This is a genomic window from Phaeodactylibacter sp. (genome assembly GCF_022763345.1).
GTDB lineage: Bacteria > Bacteroidota > Bacteroidia > Chitinophagales > Saprospiraceae > Phaeodactylibacter.
This window is the reverse complement of sequence record NZ_JALEGS010000085.1, coordinates 1-17,096: the sequence shown is the minus strand read 5'-3', so window position 1 is coordinate 17,096 and position 17,096 is coordinate 1. Positions and strand designations below refer to the sequence as shown.

Below are 17,096 nucleotides of genomic sequence, written 5' to 3'. Positions count from 1 at the left end.
GCCCTACTCCACCGCCTTCAACCGCCAGGCCAGGGCTACTGCGAGCAAACTCATGACAATAGCGATATAGCCAACGTATTCATAATCAACGAGCGAACCATCCGTATTTTCTTGTACAATCAGGCCCGCCACAAAAGAGGAAAGCCCCATCGCCATTTGGTTGATGGAAGTCCGCACACTCATGAAACTGCCCCGGCTCTCGGGCCGCACCACTGAAGTCACCATCGTTGTAGCCGGCACATTCCGGCCGCTGGCCACCACAAAGAAGCTGGACGTCACGCACAAGGCCAGTGCAATGGAAGCCGTATCCAGATTGGTAATGGCATAAATAGACGCCAACGCGCCTAAACTGGCAAAGGTGAACACGCGCGCATGCCCAAACCGGTCTGCCAGCCGCCCGAAGAACGGCAACAGAAATATAGTGAGCGCCCCGCCAACCGCATAAATATAGGTCACCTGATGATCCGAAAACCCGATATTGAGCTGCATATACGGGGCAATGAAAGGGATGATGGTGAAATGCCCCAACATCAGGATAGTCGTAAACAACAGCGCCATTCGCTGATTGCCGTCCTTGAAAATATTGCCCATAACCCGAAAGGGGTTGCGCTGTATACCTTCTCCCCGCAGGTGCCGGTTGAGGGCCGGAATGAAAAAGAAAATCAGTACCAGGACGACCGCAGCGATGCCGCCAATCACGAAGAAGGTGGCCCTCCAGCTAAAAGATGCCGCCAGGTAAAGCCCCGCCGGCACGCCCACAACAGAGGCCGCAGAAAAGGCGGTCATTACCACCCCCATTGCCTGCCCGCGCCGCTTGAGCGGAATGGCATCGCCAATGATAGAGAGGACCAGAGCGGAAAGCACCCCACCGAAAGCGCCAGTGATGCTACGCGCTGCCAGGAAGATGTAGTAATCATCGGCCAGCCCACAGGCAAACGTCCCCAGGGTGAAGCCCAGATAGGTAAAAGCGAGTGCCTTTTTCCGGTCAAACCGATCGATGTACATTGCACTCAGAAAACCTACAGCGAAAGCACTTAGCGCATAGGCCGATACAATGACGCTAAACTGCTGCGGGCTAATATCAAACAGCTGCATAAACTGTTTGCCAAGCGGCATGATGATCATGAAGTCGATAATGTGGGTAAATTGCACCATGGCCAGGAGGAAAAGCAGCAGCTTCTCGTTCATGACGGGTGTTTCGGGGGCATTCAGTGCAGGTTTAACCATTTTTAGCAGCTTTCGAGTTCCAACACAAACCCTTAACGGCGGGCAATAGTTTCACCCGGGCTGCTAAAGATCAGAACTTAATCTTGGGGTAACAGATATAGTGTTTGCGCACCGCTTTGGACTGTATGTTGTAATCCGTACTTTCTGACATCGGCCGCACTTGCCCGTTTTTGCGGAGGATTTTGATCTCGTCTTTGCTTTTGCGGTAGGCGGCATTGGCTTCTTCACCCTGTATAAAAAGGTAGTCCAGCGCACTTGGGTCCAGCTCGCTCCAGTCCAGCACGGCCTGTTTGACCCGCTCCAGATAAGCGGCATCAAAGGGCTCGTGACTGAACTCCAGGCGGAACAAGCGGCGGTTGATGAGGCACTGCGACAGGTAAGCCAGCACTTTGTCTGAATGGTGCTGCCAGTACTTGAAAGCGGTCATGACATCGTAATCGTCCAGGGCAGCAAAGCGTTGGAGCAGGGCACTGCGGTTTTCCGCAAAATCAGCAGCAGCAGGGGCGCCGTTGAGGAAAAAACTTAGCGCCGGGGGCGCTTCCACTGCTTCCCCCTGTTTGACCAGGTCTTTGGCGCGCTTCAGCGCAACGATCATCATTTGTTCGGCCGAGAGGACCGTTTTGTGAAGGTACACCTGCCAGTACATGATGCGGCGGGCAATGAGAAATTTCTCTATGGAATAAATGCCTTTTTCCTCTACCACCAGCTCACCATCCCGTACCGCCAGCATCTTGATGATGCGGTCATACCCGATCACGCCCTCATGCACCCCGGTGAAAAAGCTGTCCCGGTTGAGGTAATCCATGCGGTCCATATCCAATTGGCCCGAAACCAGTTGATGCAGAAAAGGCTTTGGATATTCATCTTTGAAAATGGACATGGCCAGCTCCAGCCTTCCCTGAAAAGCTTCGTTGAGCTCTTCCATAAAGTAGAGGGACAGGTCTTCGTGCGTGACCTGCATGAGCGTATGCTCCAGGGTGTGGGAAAAGGGGCCATGCCCGATATCGTGGAGCAGAATGGCGATGCAAACGCCCTCGGCTTCTTCCTGCGTGATGTGCACATCTTTGGAGCGCAGCACTTCTATAGCCTGCTGCATCAGGTGCAGAGCGCCCAGGGCATGATGAAAGCGGGTGTGCAAGGCGCCGGGGTAAACCAAGTGCGTAAGGCTCGTCTGCTTGATGCGCCGCAAACGCTGAAAGTAGGGATGCTCTACCAGATTGAAGATGATGCCGTAGGGAATCCCAACGAAGCCATAGACCGGATCGTTGAGGATTTTTTTGTTCTTCATTTGAGGTCTTTCTGCTGTTTGTCAGGTGAAACGGCTGGTTTTGGATAAAGTTAATATTTTAAACCCACTCCGGGGAAAGGCTGTGCCAATCAGTGCCCTTTTTCCGAATAACACCCGTTAGCAGATAATAAACTTACCGCTATACAACGTTTTCCTTCAATATGCGCTTATTACAATAGACCAAGGCGAAGAAACAGTCAAAAAAGCAATATGGAAAACATCACCATTCTCTGGGCAGATGACGAAATCGATCTGCTCAAACCTCAGCTTATGTTTTTGGAAAAGAAAGGCTACGAGGTCATTACCGTTACCAACGGGTACGACGCGCTGGAAGAGTGCGACGAACGCAATGACATCGACGTTGTCTTTCTCGATGAAAGCATGCCGGGCATTACCGGGCTGGAAACCCTCGCAAAAATCAAAGCGAAACGGCAGCACCTGCCCGTCGTGATGATTACCAAAAATGAGGCAGAGAATGTGATGGAGGAAGCCCTCGGCGCTCAGATTACCGACTACCTCATCAAGCCGGTCAATCCCAACCAAATCCTGCTGACCCTCAAGAAAATTGTAGACAACAAACGCCTGGTGCGGGAAAAGACCTCCTCTGATTACCAGCAGGAGTTCCGGCAGATTTTCATGGAAATCAACAGCGGGCTCAACTACGAGGAGTGGGTGGACATCTACCGCAAAATCATCAACTGGGAGATCAAGCTCGACGAATCCAACTCAAGCGGCATGTGGGACATCCTCTCTGATCAGAAGAGCGAAGCCAATGCGGCCTTCTCCAAATACATTGAAAAGAACTACCTGGGCTGGATCCGCGATAAGGACGGCCCGGTAATGTCCAACGATTTGCTACGTTCTAAGGTGTTTCCGAAAATGGATAGCGATGCCCCTACCATTTTGCTGCTGCTCGACAACCTGCGCTATGATCAGTGGCGTATGCTCGAGCCCATCTTCAACGAATTTTACCGCACCGAAGAGGAGGACTACTTTTACAGTATCCTTCCTACCTCTACGCAGTACAGCCGCAATGCGATCTTTGCCGGGCTTATGCCTTCCGAAATCGAGCAATACTATCCTACCTGGTGGAAAAATGATATCGATGATGGCGGTAAAAACTTACATGAGCATGATTTCCTCACGGAGCTGATTGGGCGAACCATCCGCAAAGAGATCAAGTTTGACTATGTCAAGGTCACCAATGCCAACCACGCCAAACAGCTCAACGATAACATCCTTAACCACCTGAATAACGACTTCACAGTCATCGTCTACAACTTCATTGACATGCTGTCCCACGCTCGTACGGAGATGGAGGTCCTCAAGGAACTGGCGGGTGATGAGAAGGCCTATCGTTCCCTCACTCGCTCTTGGTTCCGCAATTCTCAACTTTGGGAGGCTTTGCAGCAGGCCGCTGAAAAAGGAGCGCAGCTTTTCGTGACTACCGACCATGGCACCATCCGGGTCAAAACACCGAGCCGGGTGATCGGCGACCGGGACACCACGACCAACCTGCGCTACAAAGTGGGCAAGAACCTGCAGTACGACCGTAAGGATGTCCTCGATGTGCGCGACCCCAAACACGCCAAGCTTCCGCGGCCGAACGTTAGCTCTACCTTCATCTTTGCGAAGGAGGACAAATACTTCCTCTACCCCAACAACTACAATTACTACAACAACTACTACCGCAATACTTTCCAGCACGGCGGCATCAGCCTGGAGGAGATCATCTGCCCGGTTGTAAGGATGAGCCCCCGGTAATCAAAAATTGGCGGCCACCTGCGCCCGGCCAGTGTGGACGACATTCGCCTCCCCCGTCTTCCGCCCTTCGTAGCTGAGGCGGAGCTGTATGTTTTTGGCCAGCTGCTGGTCAAGGGTCAGGCTCCATAGGAAATTGCGCCCATCCTGCAGGCCATTGAGAATGGCAAAACCCACCGGAGAATTTGCCGGTCCGTCAAAATCCACAGCGACCAGAGAGGTACGGAGCTGAATGGACGTCTGAGTGGATTGATTGTACCGGGCTTCCGCTTCAAAGCTGTGCCGCTGGGCAAAGGCATTCCCATCCGGTAGCTGGTCATCATCCTGACGGAACTCATACGATAGCGTGGCCCGAAAAGCCCGGGAGGGGATCAGCGTCACTTCGGGCCCCGCCTCGTAATAGCGGATATCGAAATCCTTATTATTGAAAAACTCAGAGTCATTGGTGCGGCGGCCCTGGGACAGCGCAAACTCAGTGCTCACCGCCCTGGAGATATTCCAGCGGCCCCGCAGGTACTGCTCGCTGTTGCGGCGGCTTTCGAAGCCTGAAGTCTGTACAAATTTGTTCCGCACATCGCTCATGCCGACCTGCAAGTCATACGTAGGGTCCGCCTGATTAAAAAAAAGCACGTTCCGGATATTAGAACTAACGGCCACCAGGGAGGAATCCGCTACATCCAGCTGAAACGGGTTCCAGGCCGACACACTTTCCGTGGCCTGGGTCTTCCGGTTGATGGTTAGGTTGGACAGCGTGGAAAAGCGGGCCAGCGTCGCCTTCCAACCCTCTTCGTTGTACCACACGGCTTTGGGGGTAATGCGCAGGCTTTGGTTCAGGCGCACATCATCGGTGCGGATAAACTCATCCGTCACAGCCGTCACCCGTACATAATCAGCCAGGTCCTGAAAGGGGGCAATTTCCATTTCATTTTGCTGAATGACACCATCATTATTATAGAGCGAATCCAGCCAGATGTAGGTACCCTCGCCCGGCCGCACTTTCACGTAGGTGAATTCCACCTTGGCCTCCTGCCCTGAACCAATCTCATAGGTGTTTGACGATTGCACCACCCCCTTCAGGATGGTAAAGTTAAGGTCGCCCCGCCCCAGGAAGGTCTCCCCGGCTTCCTGATTGGTCGTTTCTGGCCGGCTGATGCCCAGGCGGCGGTAGGTAAAATTGCCAGCCAGTTGCAGCCGGTTTCGGGCTTTTTGGTAGCGCCATTTGCCATTGATATTCGCCTCGCTTGCCCGGGCGCTTTGCAGAAAGCGCTCCCCTACCGGCGCATAATCGATCCGCTCACTAAAGCTGCTGCCCCACTGCCAGTTGTCCTGCTCCGGCGATTCCAGGAAAAACCGGTAGCGGTTGTAGTAAAAACTGCTCGCATCGAGGGTGTCTATGCCGGTGGCAAAGCGTTCATTGCGCTCCTGTTCGCCATACGCCCCCAGGCGGGTACGCCCCAGCCAGGGAATGGCGTAAGCAATGGTCCCTCGCGGGCGCAGAAAGCGGGTACTTTGCGTAGTGCTCTCCGTGCTAAGCAGGCTGCCATCCAGTTCCACCTGCCAGTCTTCGAGCTGTTCCCGCACCTGCAAGCGGTGTTGCCATCCCTGATAGAGGGTATCTCTGCGAAAGCCGCTCAGTTCGTAGCTCAGCTCCCCAACGCCTCGCTTGCGCAGATCAAAACCACCTCTTCCAATTTGCTCTTCTGCTTCCGGCACACTGCCCTGCCCCTGTACATTTGCCAGGCTCCAGTCTCGAAGGAACTCGGGGTTGCGGTAGGGGTTGAGGGGTTCGAAATCGGCCTGTACCCACTCATAGCTCAATCGGGTATCCAGCTGCCATCCACTGCTGTCGCCCCCCGGGAGCAACCGGTGCTGCAACTCGGTGTAGGCCGAAAACCCTAAGTCGTCTTCGCTGTCCAGGTCCGAAAAGCGGTTGAGGTCATTGCGGCTCATACCTACCTCTGCCCTTACTTTGGTATATTCAGAAAAATCATAGCTGCCTCCCAGGGTATAGAGCTGCTGCTGCCGGGGGGGCGTCAGCTGAATTACCGGTGCAAAGTCCCCGGCAGGTTGACAATTCTCATCCAGCCCCACCCAGCGATAGACGCGCTCATTGGCGGGCTGACTGGCATCAAGGATGTACTGCCCGTTGCCCTGCCCCACAAAAGAAAAGCGGGCCGTAAGCAGGCTGTCCTGAGGCTCAGTGGTAAAGACCAGGTATTGCAGCAACGTATCCTGCAGCCCGCAACTAATCAGTGTGTCGACCTGCCGGTAAGCCACTCGTGACGGAGAAAACTCCCCAAGTGTATCCAGACTCGGCAGCAAAGCTCCACCCTCCCGGTCGCCCGCCTCACTGAGCAAGCGTTTGTCCTCATCGGTAAGCTGCAATTCCCCGGTGGCATTTCTACTGTCCTGCTGATTGAAGAGATTGAAATTGAGCTTAAAGCGGTCCTTTTCATAGGCGGAGCTGACCGCATAAAGGGAGCGCACATAGTTTTGATCGGCGTACTCAAACTCCACGACAATCCGGCTGTCCTTAGTGATCAGGCGCTTATTGGTGAAGGTGAGCTCGCCCCGGTTGTAATCTATGATGTAGTCTTCCTCCAGCCCCCGCACCAATTGTTCGCCATCCAGGAAAACCCGTTCCGTACCGGAAAGGACAATGATGAAGCGCTCCCCTTCCCCACCCCGTAGTTTGTAGGGCCCCTGATTCCCTTCGATGGCATCAATGAAATTGCGGGTAAACTGCCCCCGGCTGATGGCCACACTTGCCTGAGACGATAGCTGCCCGCCATTTTCAAAGTTGGATACGTTGGAAAAAGTCGCGCCCTGCAGTTTTTTGAAATAATTCATAAAATAGCTGTCCGGCCGCTGCAATTCATAGTCTCCAGCTGTGAGCTGATTCTGCCCTTTACGCAACTGAATAAAAATGCGATCGAACTCCCGAAGCTGTTGTGTATTGCCTTCCGGCTGAATGGGGATGTTCTCGTCTGTAATGGCCGCCACGATCTCCACCCCGTCGCCAAGTTCGCCCGCGAGTTGCAGGTTGAAACTGGAGTTGAGGACCAGGTCCTGATTGTTGCCGAAGGAAATGCCCCGGGTGAAGTTGCCGTTGTAGTTGAGCCCCCGGAAGTCGAGTAGCTGCTCATCGCGCTCATAGGGATTGTACGCCAGGCCGATGCCTCCGTCATCCAAAGGCTTGGCCAGGCTGGTATCCAGGCGTTGCTGCTCGGCACCCAGCGCAAAGGGCAGCACACGATAGGAAAGCTGCACTTTGGGGTACTGCAAAATGGCAGTATCAAACCTAATCTGTCGGTCCGCCACCTTAAACCAGGCTTTGGGAAGCGGTTCTCCAAGGGTATCCCTAACCAAAAGGCTGCCCGGCACGATAGTCAGCGAATCCGACCATAATAAGGAAGACTCCGGAGTATAGTCCACTGTGCGCAAATTGTTGGCAGGTGCCACCTGAGCGGACAGACTGGTAAACAGGGACAGGAACCAGCAGAAGGCTATCGCCCGGCAGGCCATACCTCCCCATGCTTCAATCCATTCCCATATCCTGAATGCCTTTGGCATGCGTGTTTACTTGCGTTGCGTTTCCCGAAATAACGAAATAAAAGCAGTTGGCGTACACCGGGACGGAGAGGATGTCCGGGTAAAGTCAAAAACGAAAGGGCAACCAAAGCTGCCCTTTCTTCAAGAAATCACCCGACTGTTGTATGGCTATTGAGTGTAAGGCACTCTTGCCATACCACTCATTAGCCGTAGCGGTTGTTAAACCGATTCAGGCTAGGATTTATTCGCTAAGTAGGAAATTTGGATGTGTAAATTAATACAATTTAACATTTCAGTGAAAAATCAGGGCAAAAAAGCCGCTGTGAATCGCAACAGAGTTTAGCCAAAGCTGGTTTTAAGTGGGTCTGGACAGACAAACTGAATGCAAGGAGTAGAAAAATCTAAAATATTTAGTTATTTTCGCCTCAGATTGCAACAGTCTAAAATCCCCCCTCGTAAACTATGTTGAAAGAGCCTTGCCAAAAGGCTAATTTAGGTACAGCGTAAAAGAATCGGGTTACGCTGACTCGTCTGCATACCAAAACAAATAAGTCTGGTCATCTACCCAAAACAGGCTACGGCTCCCTTAAATTTTGGCAGTAGCTTAAATTTTGTGTTATTGGTTTATTGTTACTTTGACCGAGGTATAAGTCATAAATACCCATGAGCTAAATTATCGCACTATGCAAAGACGATCTTTACAATTAATGCTACTTGGAGTCCTGGTCTCAACGGCACTATTCGCGCAGCCGCTGAACGTAGACCTTTATCGGACCTACGATGGCTCCTTCAACAACCCGAACCATCCGGATTGGGGGCAGGCACACACCAATCTGCTTATTTCCGGCGATCAGGTTGCCTATGAAAACCTCATTGACGAGCCAGCTGGGCCCAACCGCCCTAATCCACGGCGGGTCAGCAATTCGCTATTCTCTCAGGGCGCTCCCCTCTTTGACCCTTTTGAACTGAGCGATTTTGTCTGGGCATTCGGACAGTTTCTTGACCACGACTTTGGCCTCACCCCTGATGGGACAGAGCCTATGAACATAAGCGTGCCTCAAGGCGACCCTATGTTTGACCCGTTCAATACTGGTCAGGCGATTATCCCTATGGTCCGGAATACATTTGATCCTTCCACCGGAACTAATACGTTCAACCCACGCCGCCATCCAAACGAAATCACTGCGTTCATTGATGGTTCTGGTGTTTACGGTTCTGATGAATTCCGGGCCAATTGGCTACGGAGCTTTGAAGGGGGCAAACTGAAGGTATCTGCGGGCAACCTTCCGCCCTTTAATACTTTCAACGGCGAATATGATGCCCCCATCGACCCGAATACGCCACACATGGACAACCCTGTCGGCCTGACGGAGAAAGTCTTCGTATGCGGCGACCCCCGTGCCGGGGAGAACCCTTTGCTCCTCGCCTTCCATGCGCTCTTTGTACGGGAGCACAACCGACTGTGCGACGAACTGGCACAGGAATATCCGGACTGGAACGATGAACAGCTTTATCAGCATGCCCGCAAGCTGGTGGGCGGCTTGATTCAGTCTATCGTTTATGACGAATGGCTGCCTGCTATGGGCGTTCAACTGGAACCTTATCAGGGCTATGATGAAACCGTGCACCCACAGTTGTTCAACGTCTTCACCGCTGCTGCTTTCCGCCTCGGTCATACCCTGCTCAACAGTCAGCTGCTGCGCGTAGATGAGAATGGCAACGAGATCCCTGAAGGGCACATGTTGCTGCGCGATGCCTTCTTCAACCCTTATCCGGTTATGGAGGTGGGCCTGGAGCCTTTCTTCCAGGGCATGGGAGAGCAGATGATGCAAACTTTTGATTCCAAGGTAGTCGATGATGTCCGTAACTTCCTCTTTGGCCCTCCGGGCTCAGGCGGGCTTGACCTGGTGTCTATCAACATTCAGCGGGCACGGGAGCGTGGTGTGGCAGACTTCAACACCATCCGCCAAAACTTTGGGCTCAACCGCTACTCTTTCTTCCAGCAGATCAACAACGATCAGGAGGTGTATGCCCGGTTAATTGGTCTGTATGGAAATATTGATGAGCTTGATCCATGGGTGGGCATGCTGGCCGAAGAGCCTGCACCAGGATCCATTCTCGGGCAAACGCTCAACCGTATTCTTCAGGTTCAATTTACAAACCTGCGGGACGGAGACCGTTTTTACTACGAAAACGACCCCGTACTGACCGATGCCGAAAAGGACTGGATCAAGAATACGACCCTGCACGATGTGCTGATGAAGAATACTACCATCAAGCTCATGCAGGATAAAGTATTTGATGCCATGAGCCACGATGAGATTTGTGACCACATGACTTCTGATATTACCGGCGAGGTAGTCACAGAGTCCGGCGAGGCTGTTCCTTCCGTGATGGTGAATGTCATCAACACCACCGGCCCGATGAACCTGATGACCAATGACGAAGGCCGCTTTGACTTCTGGGGCGTACCGGCATGTGATGTAACGATGATCGGCATGGAACGGGACGATGACCTTACCAACGGCGTGTCTACGGCTGACCTGATACGTATTCAGCAGCACATCCTTGGTGTCATTAACCTGGACAGCCCCTACAAGCAAATTGCCGCAGACGTTAACCGCAGCGGCACTATTACAGTACTGGACCAAATTTACATCCGCCGGGTCATCCTGGGGCAGGCAGACTTCTTTCCCAACAACTTCTCCTGGCGTTTTGTAGATGCTAAATACGAATTCCAGACGGACGAGCCGCAGGGGGAAGACTTCCCGGAAACCATTACGGTGGATGACGTCCTATCTGAAGATATGGACCTGCAGTTTATTGCGGTTAAAGTTGCGGACGTTACCGGCGATGCCATTCCTAATGGTTTCCACTCCGGTGAAGTCGGTGAGCGTAGCCTGACCCTCTTCCAAATGCAAAATATGAAGCTTGAGGCCGGGCAGGTTTATGACATCCCGGTCACCTCAGCCGCTATTGCCAATCTGGAAGGCTACCAGTTCGGATTCAACTTCGATACGGACATGCTGGACTTCCAGGGCATGAAACCCGGCAGCCTGACTAACCTGACCGAAGACCACTTTGGCATCTTCGAAGAGGAAGGTCAAATCACCAACAGCTGGGTAAAACCTTCCGGCTTTGAAGCAGAAGCGGATGAACCTTTGTTCTTCCTCACCTTCCAGGCCAAGCGCCCGGTACAGTTGAGCGAAGCACTGGCACTGAGCGAGCAGAAAGTAAAGGCAGAAGCTTACAGCAATGGCTTGCAGGTATCTAACCTTGGCTTGGTATTTGAGCAAGGCACCGGCGCTGATGCGAGCGGCTTTGCCCTTCAGCAAAACCAGCCCAATCCGTTCCGGGAGTCCACCCTCATCAACTTCCGCATGCCGGAGGCTGGATGGGCGCGCCTGACCGTGACGGACATCAGCGGCAAGGTCCTCCTGGTACAGGAAAACGACTACGATGCCGGCGAGCAGCAGTGGCAGCTCAACCGCAGTGACCTGAAGGGCAGCGGCGTCCTCTTCTACACCGTGGAAACAGCTAACGACCGCGCCACGCAGCGCATGATTGTGGTGGATTAAAAGTCTACCTGCTAAAATAAAAAATGACAGGAGCGGATTCGCGTGGGCGGGTCCGCTTTTGTTGTTTTCAGGAGGAGAGGTTTGGAGAGGGGAAGGCAGGTGGCTTTGTAGAGAAATTAATATGGTGTGTTAAACTATCATCTTAAGTCAAATTTCGACTTTGGGGTTGCCACCTGACAGGATATTACACCTCCCGTCCTAATTCCATGATCACTACCTCCTGAGTTTTTTATACAAGCCATCCATCTACCCCGTGTAAACAAGCAAAGCAGTTGGGCATCAACTCAACCCAACTGCTCCGTTAACTAGGCCGAAAAACCATCGCCAATCCTTACGAGCTAACCGTGTAGGGAGGGTTACTCGATTTCCAGGATCATAGCCGATTTACCGGGCACATTGATGGTTCCCGAAGTTTTGTACGCTTTTCCGGTCATTATGTCCTTGCCTTGCTTGGTACCGCCCAGCATTTCTGCAAAGCGGTCGAGCTGCAGGGGCGTGGCTTCCTCGTTTTTATTAAGAATGGTCATGACTTTGCTGGTATCGGTATAGCGGAAGGTGACGTAGAAGCCGCCGTCCGGCACAAACTGCATAAGCTTGCCATGGTGAATCGCCTCGCTGGTTTTGCGCCAGTTGAGCAGCTTTTTAATGTAGGCTTTGGCTTCTTTCTGGTCCTCGGTGAGGCCTTTGCCGGTGAAGCCGTTGACCTCATCGCCTGCCCAGCCACCGGGGAAGTCGGTGCGGATGATACCATGGTCGCCCGGATAGCCTTCATTGTCCATTAGTATCTCGGTGCCGTAGTACAGCTGAGGCGTTCCGCGCAGGGTCAGGATGTAGGCAACGCCCATTTTGAAGAGGCCGAGGTCTTCGTTCACCTGCGTGTAAAAGCGGTCCATGTCGTGGTTGTCCGGGAAGGTCACAAGGCTGTAGGGGTCCGCGTAAAGGAAGTCCTGCGTCAGCATTTTATACAGCTCGATGAGCCCGCTGCCGTATTGCTTTTCCTCCTGTACCAGCCCCTGCGTAAGCGCAAACTGAATGGGGAAGTCCATCAGGCTCGGCAGGCAGGAGGTGTAGTCATCGTGGTTGTCTTTGCCTTCCTGCCAGTAGGATACGATCGCCGGATTGGTCACCCACTCTTCGCCTACGGTATTGAAATTGGGGTATTCGGCACGCAAGGCACAGGTCCATTCTGTCATAAAATCTTTATCCGGATAAGGGTAGGTGTCCATCCGGATACCGGCAAGGCCGGAGTATTCAATCCACCAAATGGTATTCTGTATCAGATAGGTGGCCAGTAGTGGATTACGCTGATTCATATCCGGCATGGTTTCCACAAACCAGCCATCGGAGAACATGCGCTTGTCGTACTCGGAAGCGTGGATGTCCTGCACGGTATTCCGGCGGTGGGAGGTGTTGACGTATTCCCCTCCGAAGTTGATCCAGTCATCCGTGGGCATATCCTTTACGAACCAATGCTCGGAGCCGCAGTGGTTGAGGATCATATCCATGATGATCTTGATATCCTTATCTTTTGCCCGCTGAATGAGGTCGAGGTACTCTTCATTGCTGCCAAAGCGCTGGTCCACTTTGTAAAAGTCCGTGGCGGCGTAGCCGTGGTAGGAGTAGTCAGGCATATCATTCTCCAAAACCGGATTGAGCCAGATCGCCGTGAAGCCCATATCGTCAATATAATCCAGCTGATCGATGATGCCCTGAATATCGCCCCCGTGGCGCCCGCCTTTGAAGTCGCGGTTGGGCTTTTCCATCATGCCCGCCACCGCGTCATTATCCGGATTGCCGTTGGCGAAGCGGTCCGGGGTAATGAGGTACATGACGTCCGCCGGCGTGAAGCTCTCGCGCAGGGCAGATCCCGGTTCGCGCTCCTGCAGTTCATAGTCGTAGGAAGCCACGACATCCTTACCATCCAACAGCTGCACCTGAAAAGTGCCCGGTTCCACGCTCTCCGCCAACTCCAGATTGACAAAGAGGTAGTTGGGGTTTTGCACCCGCACCGTGGAGGTGATTTTCACGCCCTTGTAGTCGCTCAGGGCAGCTTTGTACTGCGCCAGGTTGTCTCCGTAGAGCAGGAGTTCGAGCTCAGGGTTATGCATACCAGCCCACCAGTTGGGCGGCTCTACGCGCTGCAGGGGAGATTGGGCGAAAAGAGCGGCACTCCAAAGAGTCAGGAGCGCCAGGATTGTCAGACGTTGCATGTAATCGGTCATTAGTTTGATTTCGGGAAAAATAGGCATTTTTTGCAGAATTTCACTCCTGAATAACCCCACGCAACCCCAAATGCACCCGCTCCCGCCAGTAGCGCTCATTATGGTCGTGGCCAGGGTAAGCCTGTGTCATCCAGTTTTGCCCCGCCTGATAGCCCTGCGCCTGCAAGATGGAGTCTACCTGTTGCTGATAGGGTGCATAGAATTGGTCCAGTCCCTCTGTGCCGTAGTCGAAGTACAAGCGCTTGCCTTTCGGCAAATTGGCGGCAAAGTAATCAATGATGGCCTGAGCTGCTTCCGGAGTGTCATTCTGAAGGGAAACCGGCCAATGCGTAGACAGGCAGAGGGCACCGGCGAAGACATCCGGGTACTCGCAAACTGCATACATGGATATCAGCCCGCCCATACTTGAGCCACCGATGTAGGTATGCCCCTTACCTGGTTTGGTATGGTAAGTGCGATCGATGAAAGGCTTCAGCTCGCGGGTGAGAAACTTCAGGTAAGCATCAGAAAAGGCAGTGCCGCCCACCCGGGCCTCAAGCAAGCTGTCGAAGCGAGCGGTAGGCTTTTCAGGCAGGTATTCCTGAAACCGCTTTTCGCTGGCATGGTTGACCCCAACGATAATGACTTCAGGCATTAGCCCTGCAGTGGAGAGGCTGTCTGTAGTACGGTGGATCTGCCAGGCGGCACCACCGTAGGCCAGGCTGTCAAAGAAGAGGTTCTGCTGGTCCATCATATAGAGCACGGGGTACTGCCGCAGCGTATCCGTGAAGTAGGAAGGAGGCAGGTAGACCTGCCCGCTTTTCGGCCCGATAAACTCAGAGTTTTCATAAGTAAAAGGCTGAAAGCGGGACGGTTCAGCGGAAGGCTTCTCCTCCTGACAGCCCAAGATAAAAAGCAGTAAAACAGGAAGAATGAAGTATCGCATAACAGGCGTTTTACATATTTTTCAACCGCCCGCCGTCTACCGCCAGGGCCACACCTGTGATATAGGCGGCGGCAGGTGTAGCCAAAAAAGCAATGGCAGCGCCGATTTCTCCAGGCTCTGCGAAGCGCTGAAGGGGGATGCTGCTCTGCATGGCAGTCGTCACATCTTCTATTGACTTTCCGGTTGCAGAAGCCTTTTTCTCAATGATTTCCTGTAGGCGGCCAGTGTTGGTCGCACCGGGAAGGATGTTATTGACAGTGATGCCATCTGCCCCCACTTCATTGGCGAGGGTCTTAGCCCAGTTGCCAACGGCTCCACGTACTGTATTGCTTACGCCCAGGCCAGGCAATGGTGCCTTTACGGAAGTGGAAATGACGTTGATGATGCGGCCATAGCCTTCCTTGCGCATGCCAGGGAGTACAGCTTTCGCCAAAAGGTGGTTGCAGATGAGGTGTGTGGTGAAGGCTTTGGTAAATTCCTCCAGTTCAGCCTCAGTAATCGGTCCGCCGGGAGGGCCGCCAGTATTGTTGACCAAAATGTGGATAGGCTTGGTAGCAGTGAGCCCCCGGACCTTCTTACGCAGATCAGCGGTATCGGTAAAGTCAGCAGCAAGAAAGTCATGCTGCTGCCCTTTGACCCGTGCCATTTCCTTGGTGATGGCTGCCATCTTATCAGCAGAACGGGAAACCAAGGTTACGTTAGCGCCCAACTCTGCCAGTTCAAAGGCGGCAGCCTTTCCAATACCTTTGCTGCTGCCGCAGACGAGCGCATTTTTTCCTTTCAAGTCTAAGTTCATGGAGTGTGTTTTGTATATTCCGGCTAAATTTAAAGAATTTCATACAAACCTTAATTTATGCCACTAGCCAAACCTTTCAACCTTCAGCAATGGGTAGATGACAACCGCCACCTTCTTAAGCCCCCCGTGGGCAATCAGCAAGTCTACAAAGGCAACGATGACTACATTGTCATGGTTGTAGGCGGGCCAAACGGGCGTAAGGATTATCACTGGGAAGAGGGGGAAGAGCTCTTCTACCAAATTGAAGGCGACATTACCCTCAAAATCATCAATGAAGCCGGAGCGCCGGAAGATATCCCAATCAAAGAGGGCGAAATGTTCCTATTGCCACCGCGTATTCCACATTCACCGCAACGCCCTGCAAATACCATTGGGCTCGTCATTGAGCGCTACCGCCGGGAGGGTGAGATGGACAAGCTGATGTGGTTCTGTGAAAATTGCAACCATAAATTGCACGAGGAGGCTTTCCCGCTGGAGGATATCGTTGTGCAGTTGAAGGCGGCTATTCAGAACTTCATGGGCTCGGAGGAGCTGCGTACTTGTGATCGTTGTGGGACGGTTATGGAGGGGGAGTAGGGGAGTTCTTGAGTGGGGAGTTCTTGAGTGGGCAGTTCTTGAGTGGGGAGTGGGCAGTTCTTGAGTCGGCAGTTGGCAGTTCTTGAGTCGGCAGTTGGCAGTTCTTGAGTCGGCAGTTGGCAGTTCTTGAGTGGGGAGTGGGCAGTTCTTGAGTCGGCAGTTGGCAGTTCTTGAGTCGGCAGTTCTTGAGTCGGCAGTTCTTGAGTCGGCAGTGGGCAGTGGGGCAGTTGGGGAGTTTTATTACTTTTGTGGGGGTAGATGATAGCCTATGCAAAAAGTATACTTTGCTTCTGATTTTCACTTGGGGATTGATGGCCGTTTGACGAGTGGTGAGCGGGAAAAGCAGATTGTCCGCTGGCTGGAGCATATCCGGGGGGATGCGGCGGCGATTTACCTGGTGGGGGATGTATTTGATTTTTGGTTTGAGTACACGACTGTAGTGCCTAAAGGGCATGTGCGGCTGTTGGGAAAATTGGCGGAGCTGCGCGATCAGGGTATTCCCATTTATTTTTTTACCGGCAACCATGATATGTGGGTTTTCCGCTACTTTGAAGAAGAGCTGGATATTCCGACCTATCGCAAGCCGATCCGCCGGGAGATCATGGGCAAGCAGTTCCTGATTGGGCATGGTGACGGGTTGGGACCGGGCGATTATGGCTACAAGCGCATTAAGAAAGTCTTTGCCAATCCGGCATGCCAATGGCTGTTTGAGCGGCTTCATCCAAACTTTGGGATCGGGCTGGCTAACTTTTGGTCACAGCGTAGCCGGGCTGCGGACCATCCTGAAGAAAAGGACTTCCTGGGTGAGGACCGGGAATGGCTAATCACTTACGCTAACCGCAAGCTGGAAACGGAGCCTATCGACTACTTCGTGTTCGGACACCGGCATCTTCCTATCGAATACACGCTAAAGAACGGGTACAGTCGTTATGTTAATCTGGGGGAATGGCTCTTTAGTAATTCTTACGCTGTCTTCGATGGCGATTCTGTCAATTTAGCTTTTTTTGAAAATGAAGAAGGTCGGGTTTTTGGTGGTGGGTAGTTTTTTGGTGGGGAGTTTGGGCGTGGGGAGTTTTGGAGTGGGCAGTGGGGGAGTCGGCAGTGGGGCAGTGGGCAGTTTTGCAGTCGGCAGTTCTTCAGTGGGCAGTTTTGCAGTGGGCAGTTTTGCAGT

Annotated in this window: 10 protein-coding genes; 4 read left to right on the top strand and 6 right to left on the bottom strand. The window is 52.9% G+C overall.

From position 1 onward, the window contains the following. Nucleotides 1-3 precede the first annotated feature (3 nt). Together MRY86_RS21805 and MRY86_RS21800 are read right to left on the bottom strand one after the other, a co-directional pair. Nucleotides 4-1,227, bottom strand: coding sequence for an MFS transporter (locus MRY86_RS21805; RefSeq protein WP_293566732.1), 1,224 nt, complete (start codon nucleotides 1,225-1,227; stop codon nucleotides 4-6). Nucleotides 1,228-1,297: 70 nt separating this feature from the next. After that, nucleotides 1,298-2,515, bottom strand: a complete 1,218-nt coding sequence (locus MRY86_RS21800) for an HD domain-containing protein (RefSeq protein WP_293566733.1) — start codon at nucleotides 2,513-2,515, stop codon at nucleotides 1,298-1,300. Between the two features lie 210 nt (nucleotides 2,516-2,725). Here MRY86_RS21800 and MRY86_RS21795 point away from each other — a divergent pair, with 210 nt between their 5' ends. Then, nucleotides 2,726-4,279, top strand: a complete 1,554-nt coding sequence (locus MRY86_RS21795) for a response regulator (protein ID WP_293566734.1) — start codon at nucleotides 2,726-2,728, stop codon at nucleotides 4,277-4,279. Here the strand turns inward: MRY86_RS21795 and MRY86_RS21790 are convergent, their stop codons facing one another. Next, a complete protein-coding gene (locus MRY86_RS21790; RefSeq protein ID WP_293566735.1) occupies nucleotides 4,280-7,849 on the bottom strand; it encodes a hypothetical protein in 3,570 nt (1,189 codons plus the stop codon). 662 nt (nucleotides 7,850-8,511) lie between these two features. On the opposite strand from MRY86_RS21790, the gene MRY86_RS21785 reads away from it, so the two are divergent. Next, nucleotides 8,512-11,406, top strand: a complete 2,895-nt coding sequence (locus MRY86_RS21785) for a peroxidase family protein (RefSeq protein WP_293566736.1) — start codon at nucleotides 8,512-8,514, stop codon at nucleotides 11,404-11,406. A gap of 356 nt (nucleotides 11,407-11,762) precedes the next feature. Here MRY86_RS21785 and MRY86_RS21780 read toward each other — a convergent pair whose 3' ends face one another. From MRY86_RS21780 to MRY86_RS21770, 3 genes are read right to left on the bottom strand one after another with little or no spacing between them, the layout of a single operon-like run. Next, a complete protein-coding gene (locus MRY86_RS21780) occupies nucleotides 11,763-13,616 on the bottom strand; it encodes a glycoside hydrolase family 13 protein (protein WP_293566737.1) in 1,854 nt (617 codons plus the stop codon). A gap of 52 nt (nucleotides 13,617-13,668) precedes the next feature. Next, entirely contained in the window at nucleotides 13,669-14,553 is an 885-nt protein-coding gene (locus MRY86_RS21775) for an alpha/beta hydrolase-fold protein (protein WP_293566738.1), read from the bottom strand. Nucleotides 14,554-14,563: 10 nt separating this feature from the next. Next, entirely contained in the window at nucleotides 14,564-15,349 is a 786-nt protein-coding gene (locus MRY86_RS21770) for an SDR family oxidoreductase (protein ID WP_293566739.1), read from the bottom strand. Between the two features lie 57 nt (nucleotides 15,350-15,406). Between MRY86_RS21770 and MRY86_RS21765 the strand changes: the two genes are divergently transcribed. Together MRY86_RS21765 and MRY86_RS21760 are read left to right on the top strand one after the other, a co-directional pair. Further along, nucleotides 15,407-15,925, top strand: a complete 519-nt coding sequence (locus tag MRY86_RS21765) for a 3-hydroxyanthranilate 3,4-dioxygenase (protein ID WP_293566740.1) — start codon at nucleotides 15,407-15,409, stop codon at nucleotides 15,923-15,925. Between the two features lie 268 nt (nucleotides 15,926-16,193). Next, on the top strand, nucleotides 16,194-16,967 hold the full coding sequence (locus MRY86_RS21760) for a UDP-2,3-diacylglucosamine diphosphatase (RefSeq protein ID WP_293566741.1): 774 nt from the start codon (nucleotides 16,194-16,196) through the stop codon (nucleotides 16,965-16,967). Nucleotides 16,968-17,096: the final 129 nt, after the last annotated feature.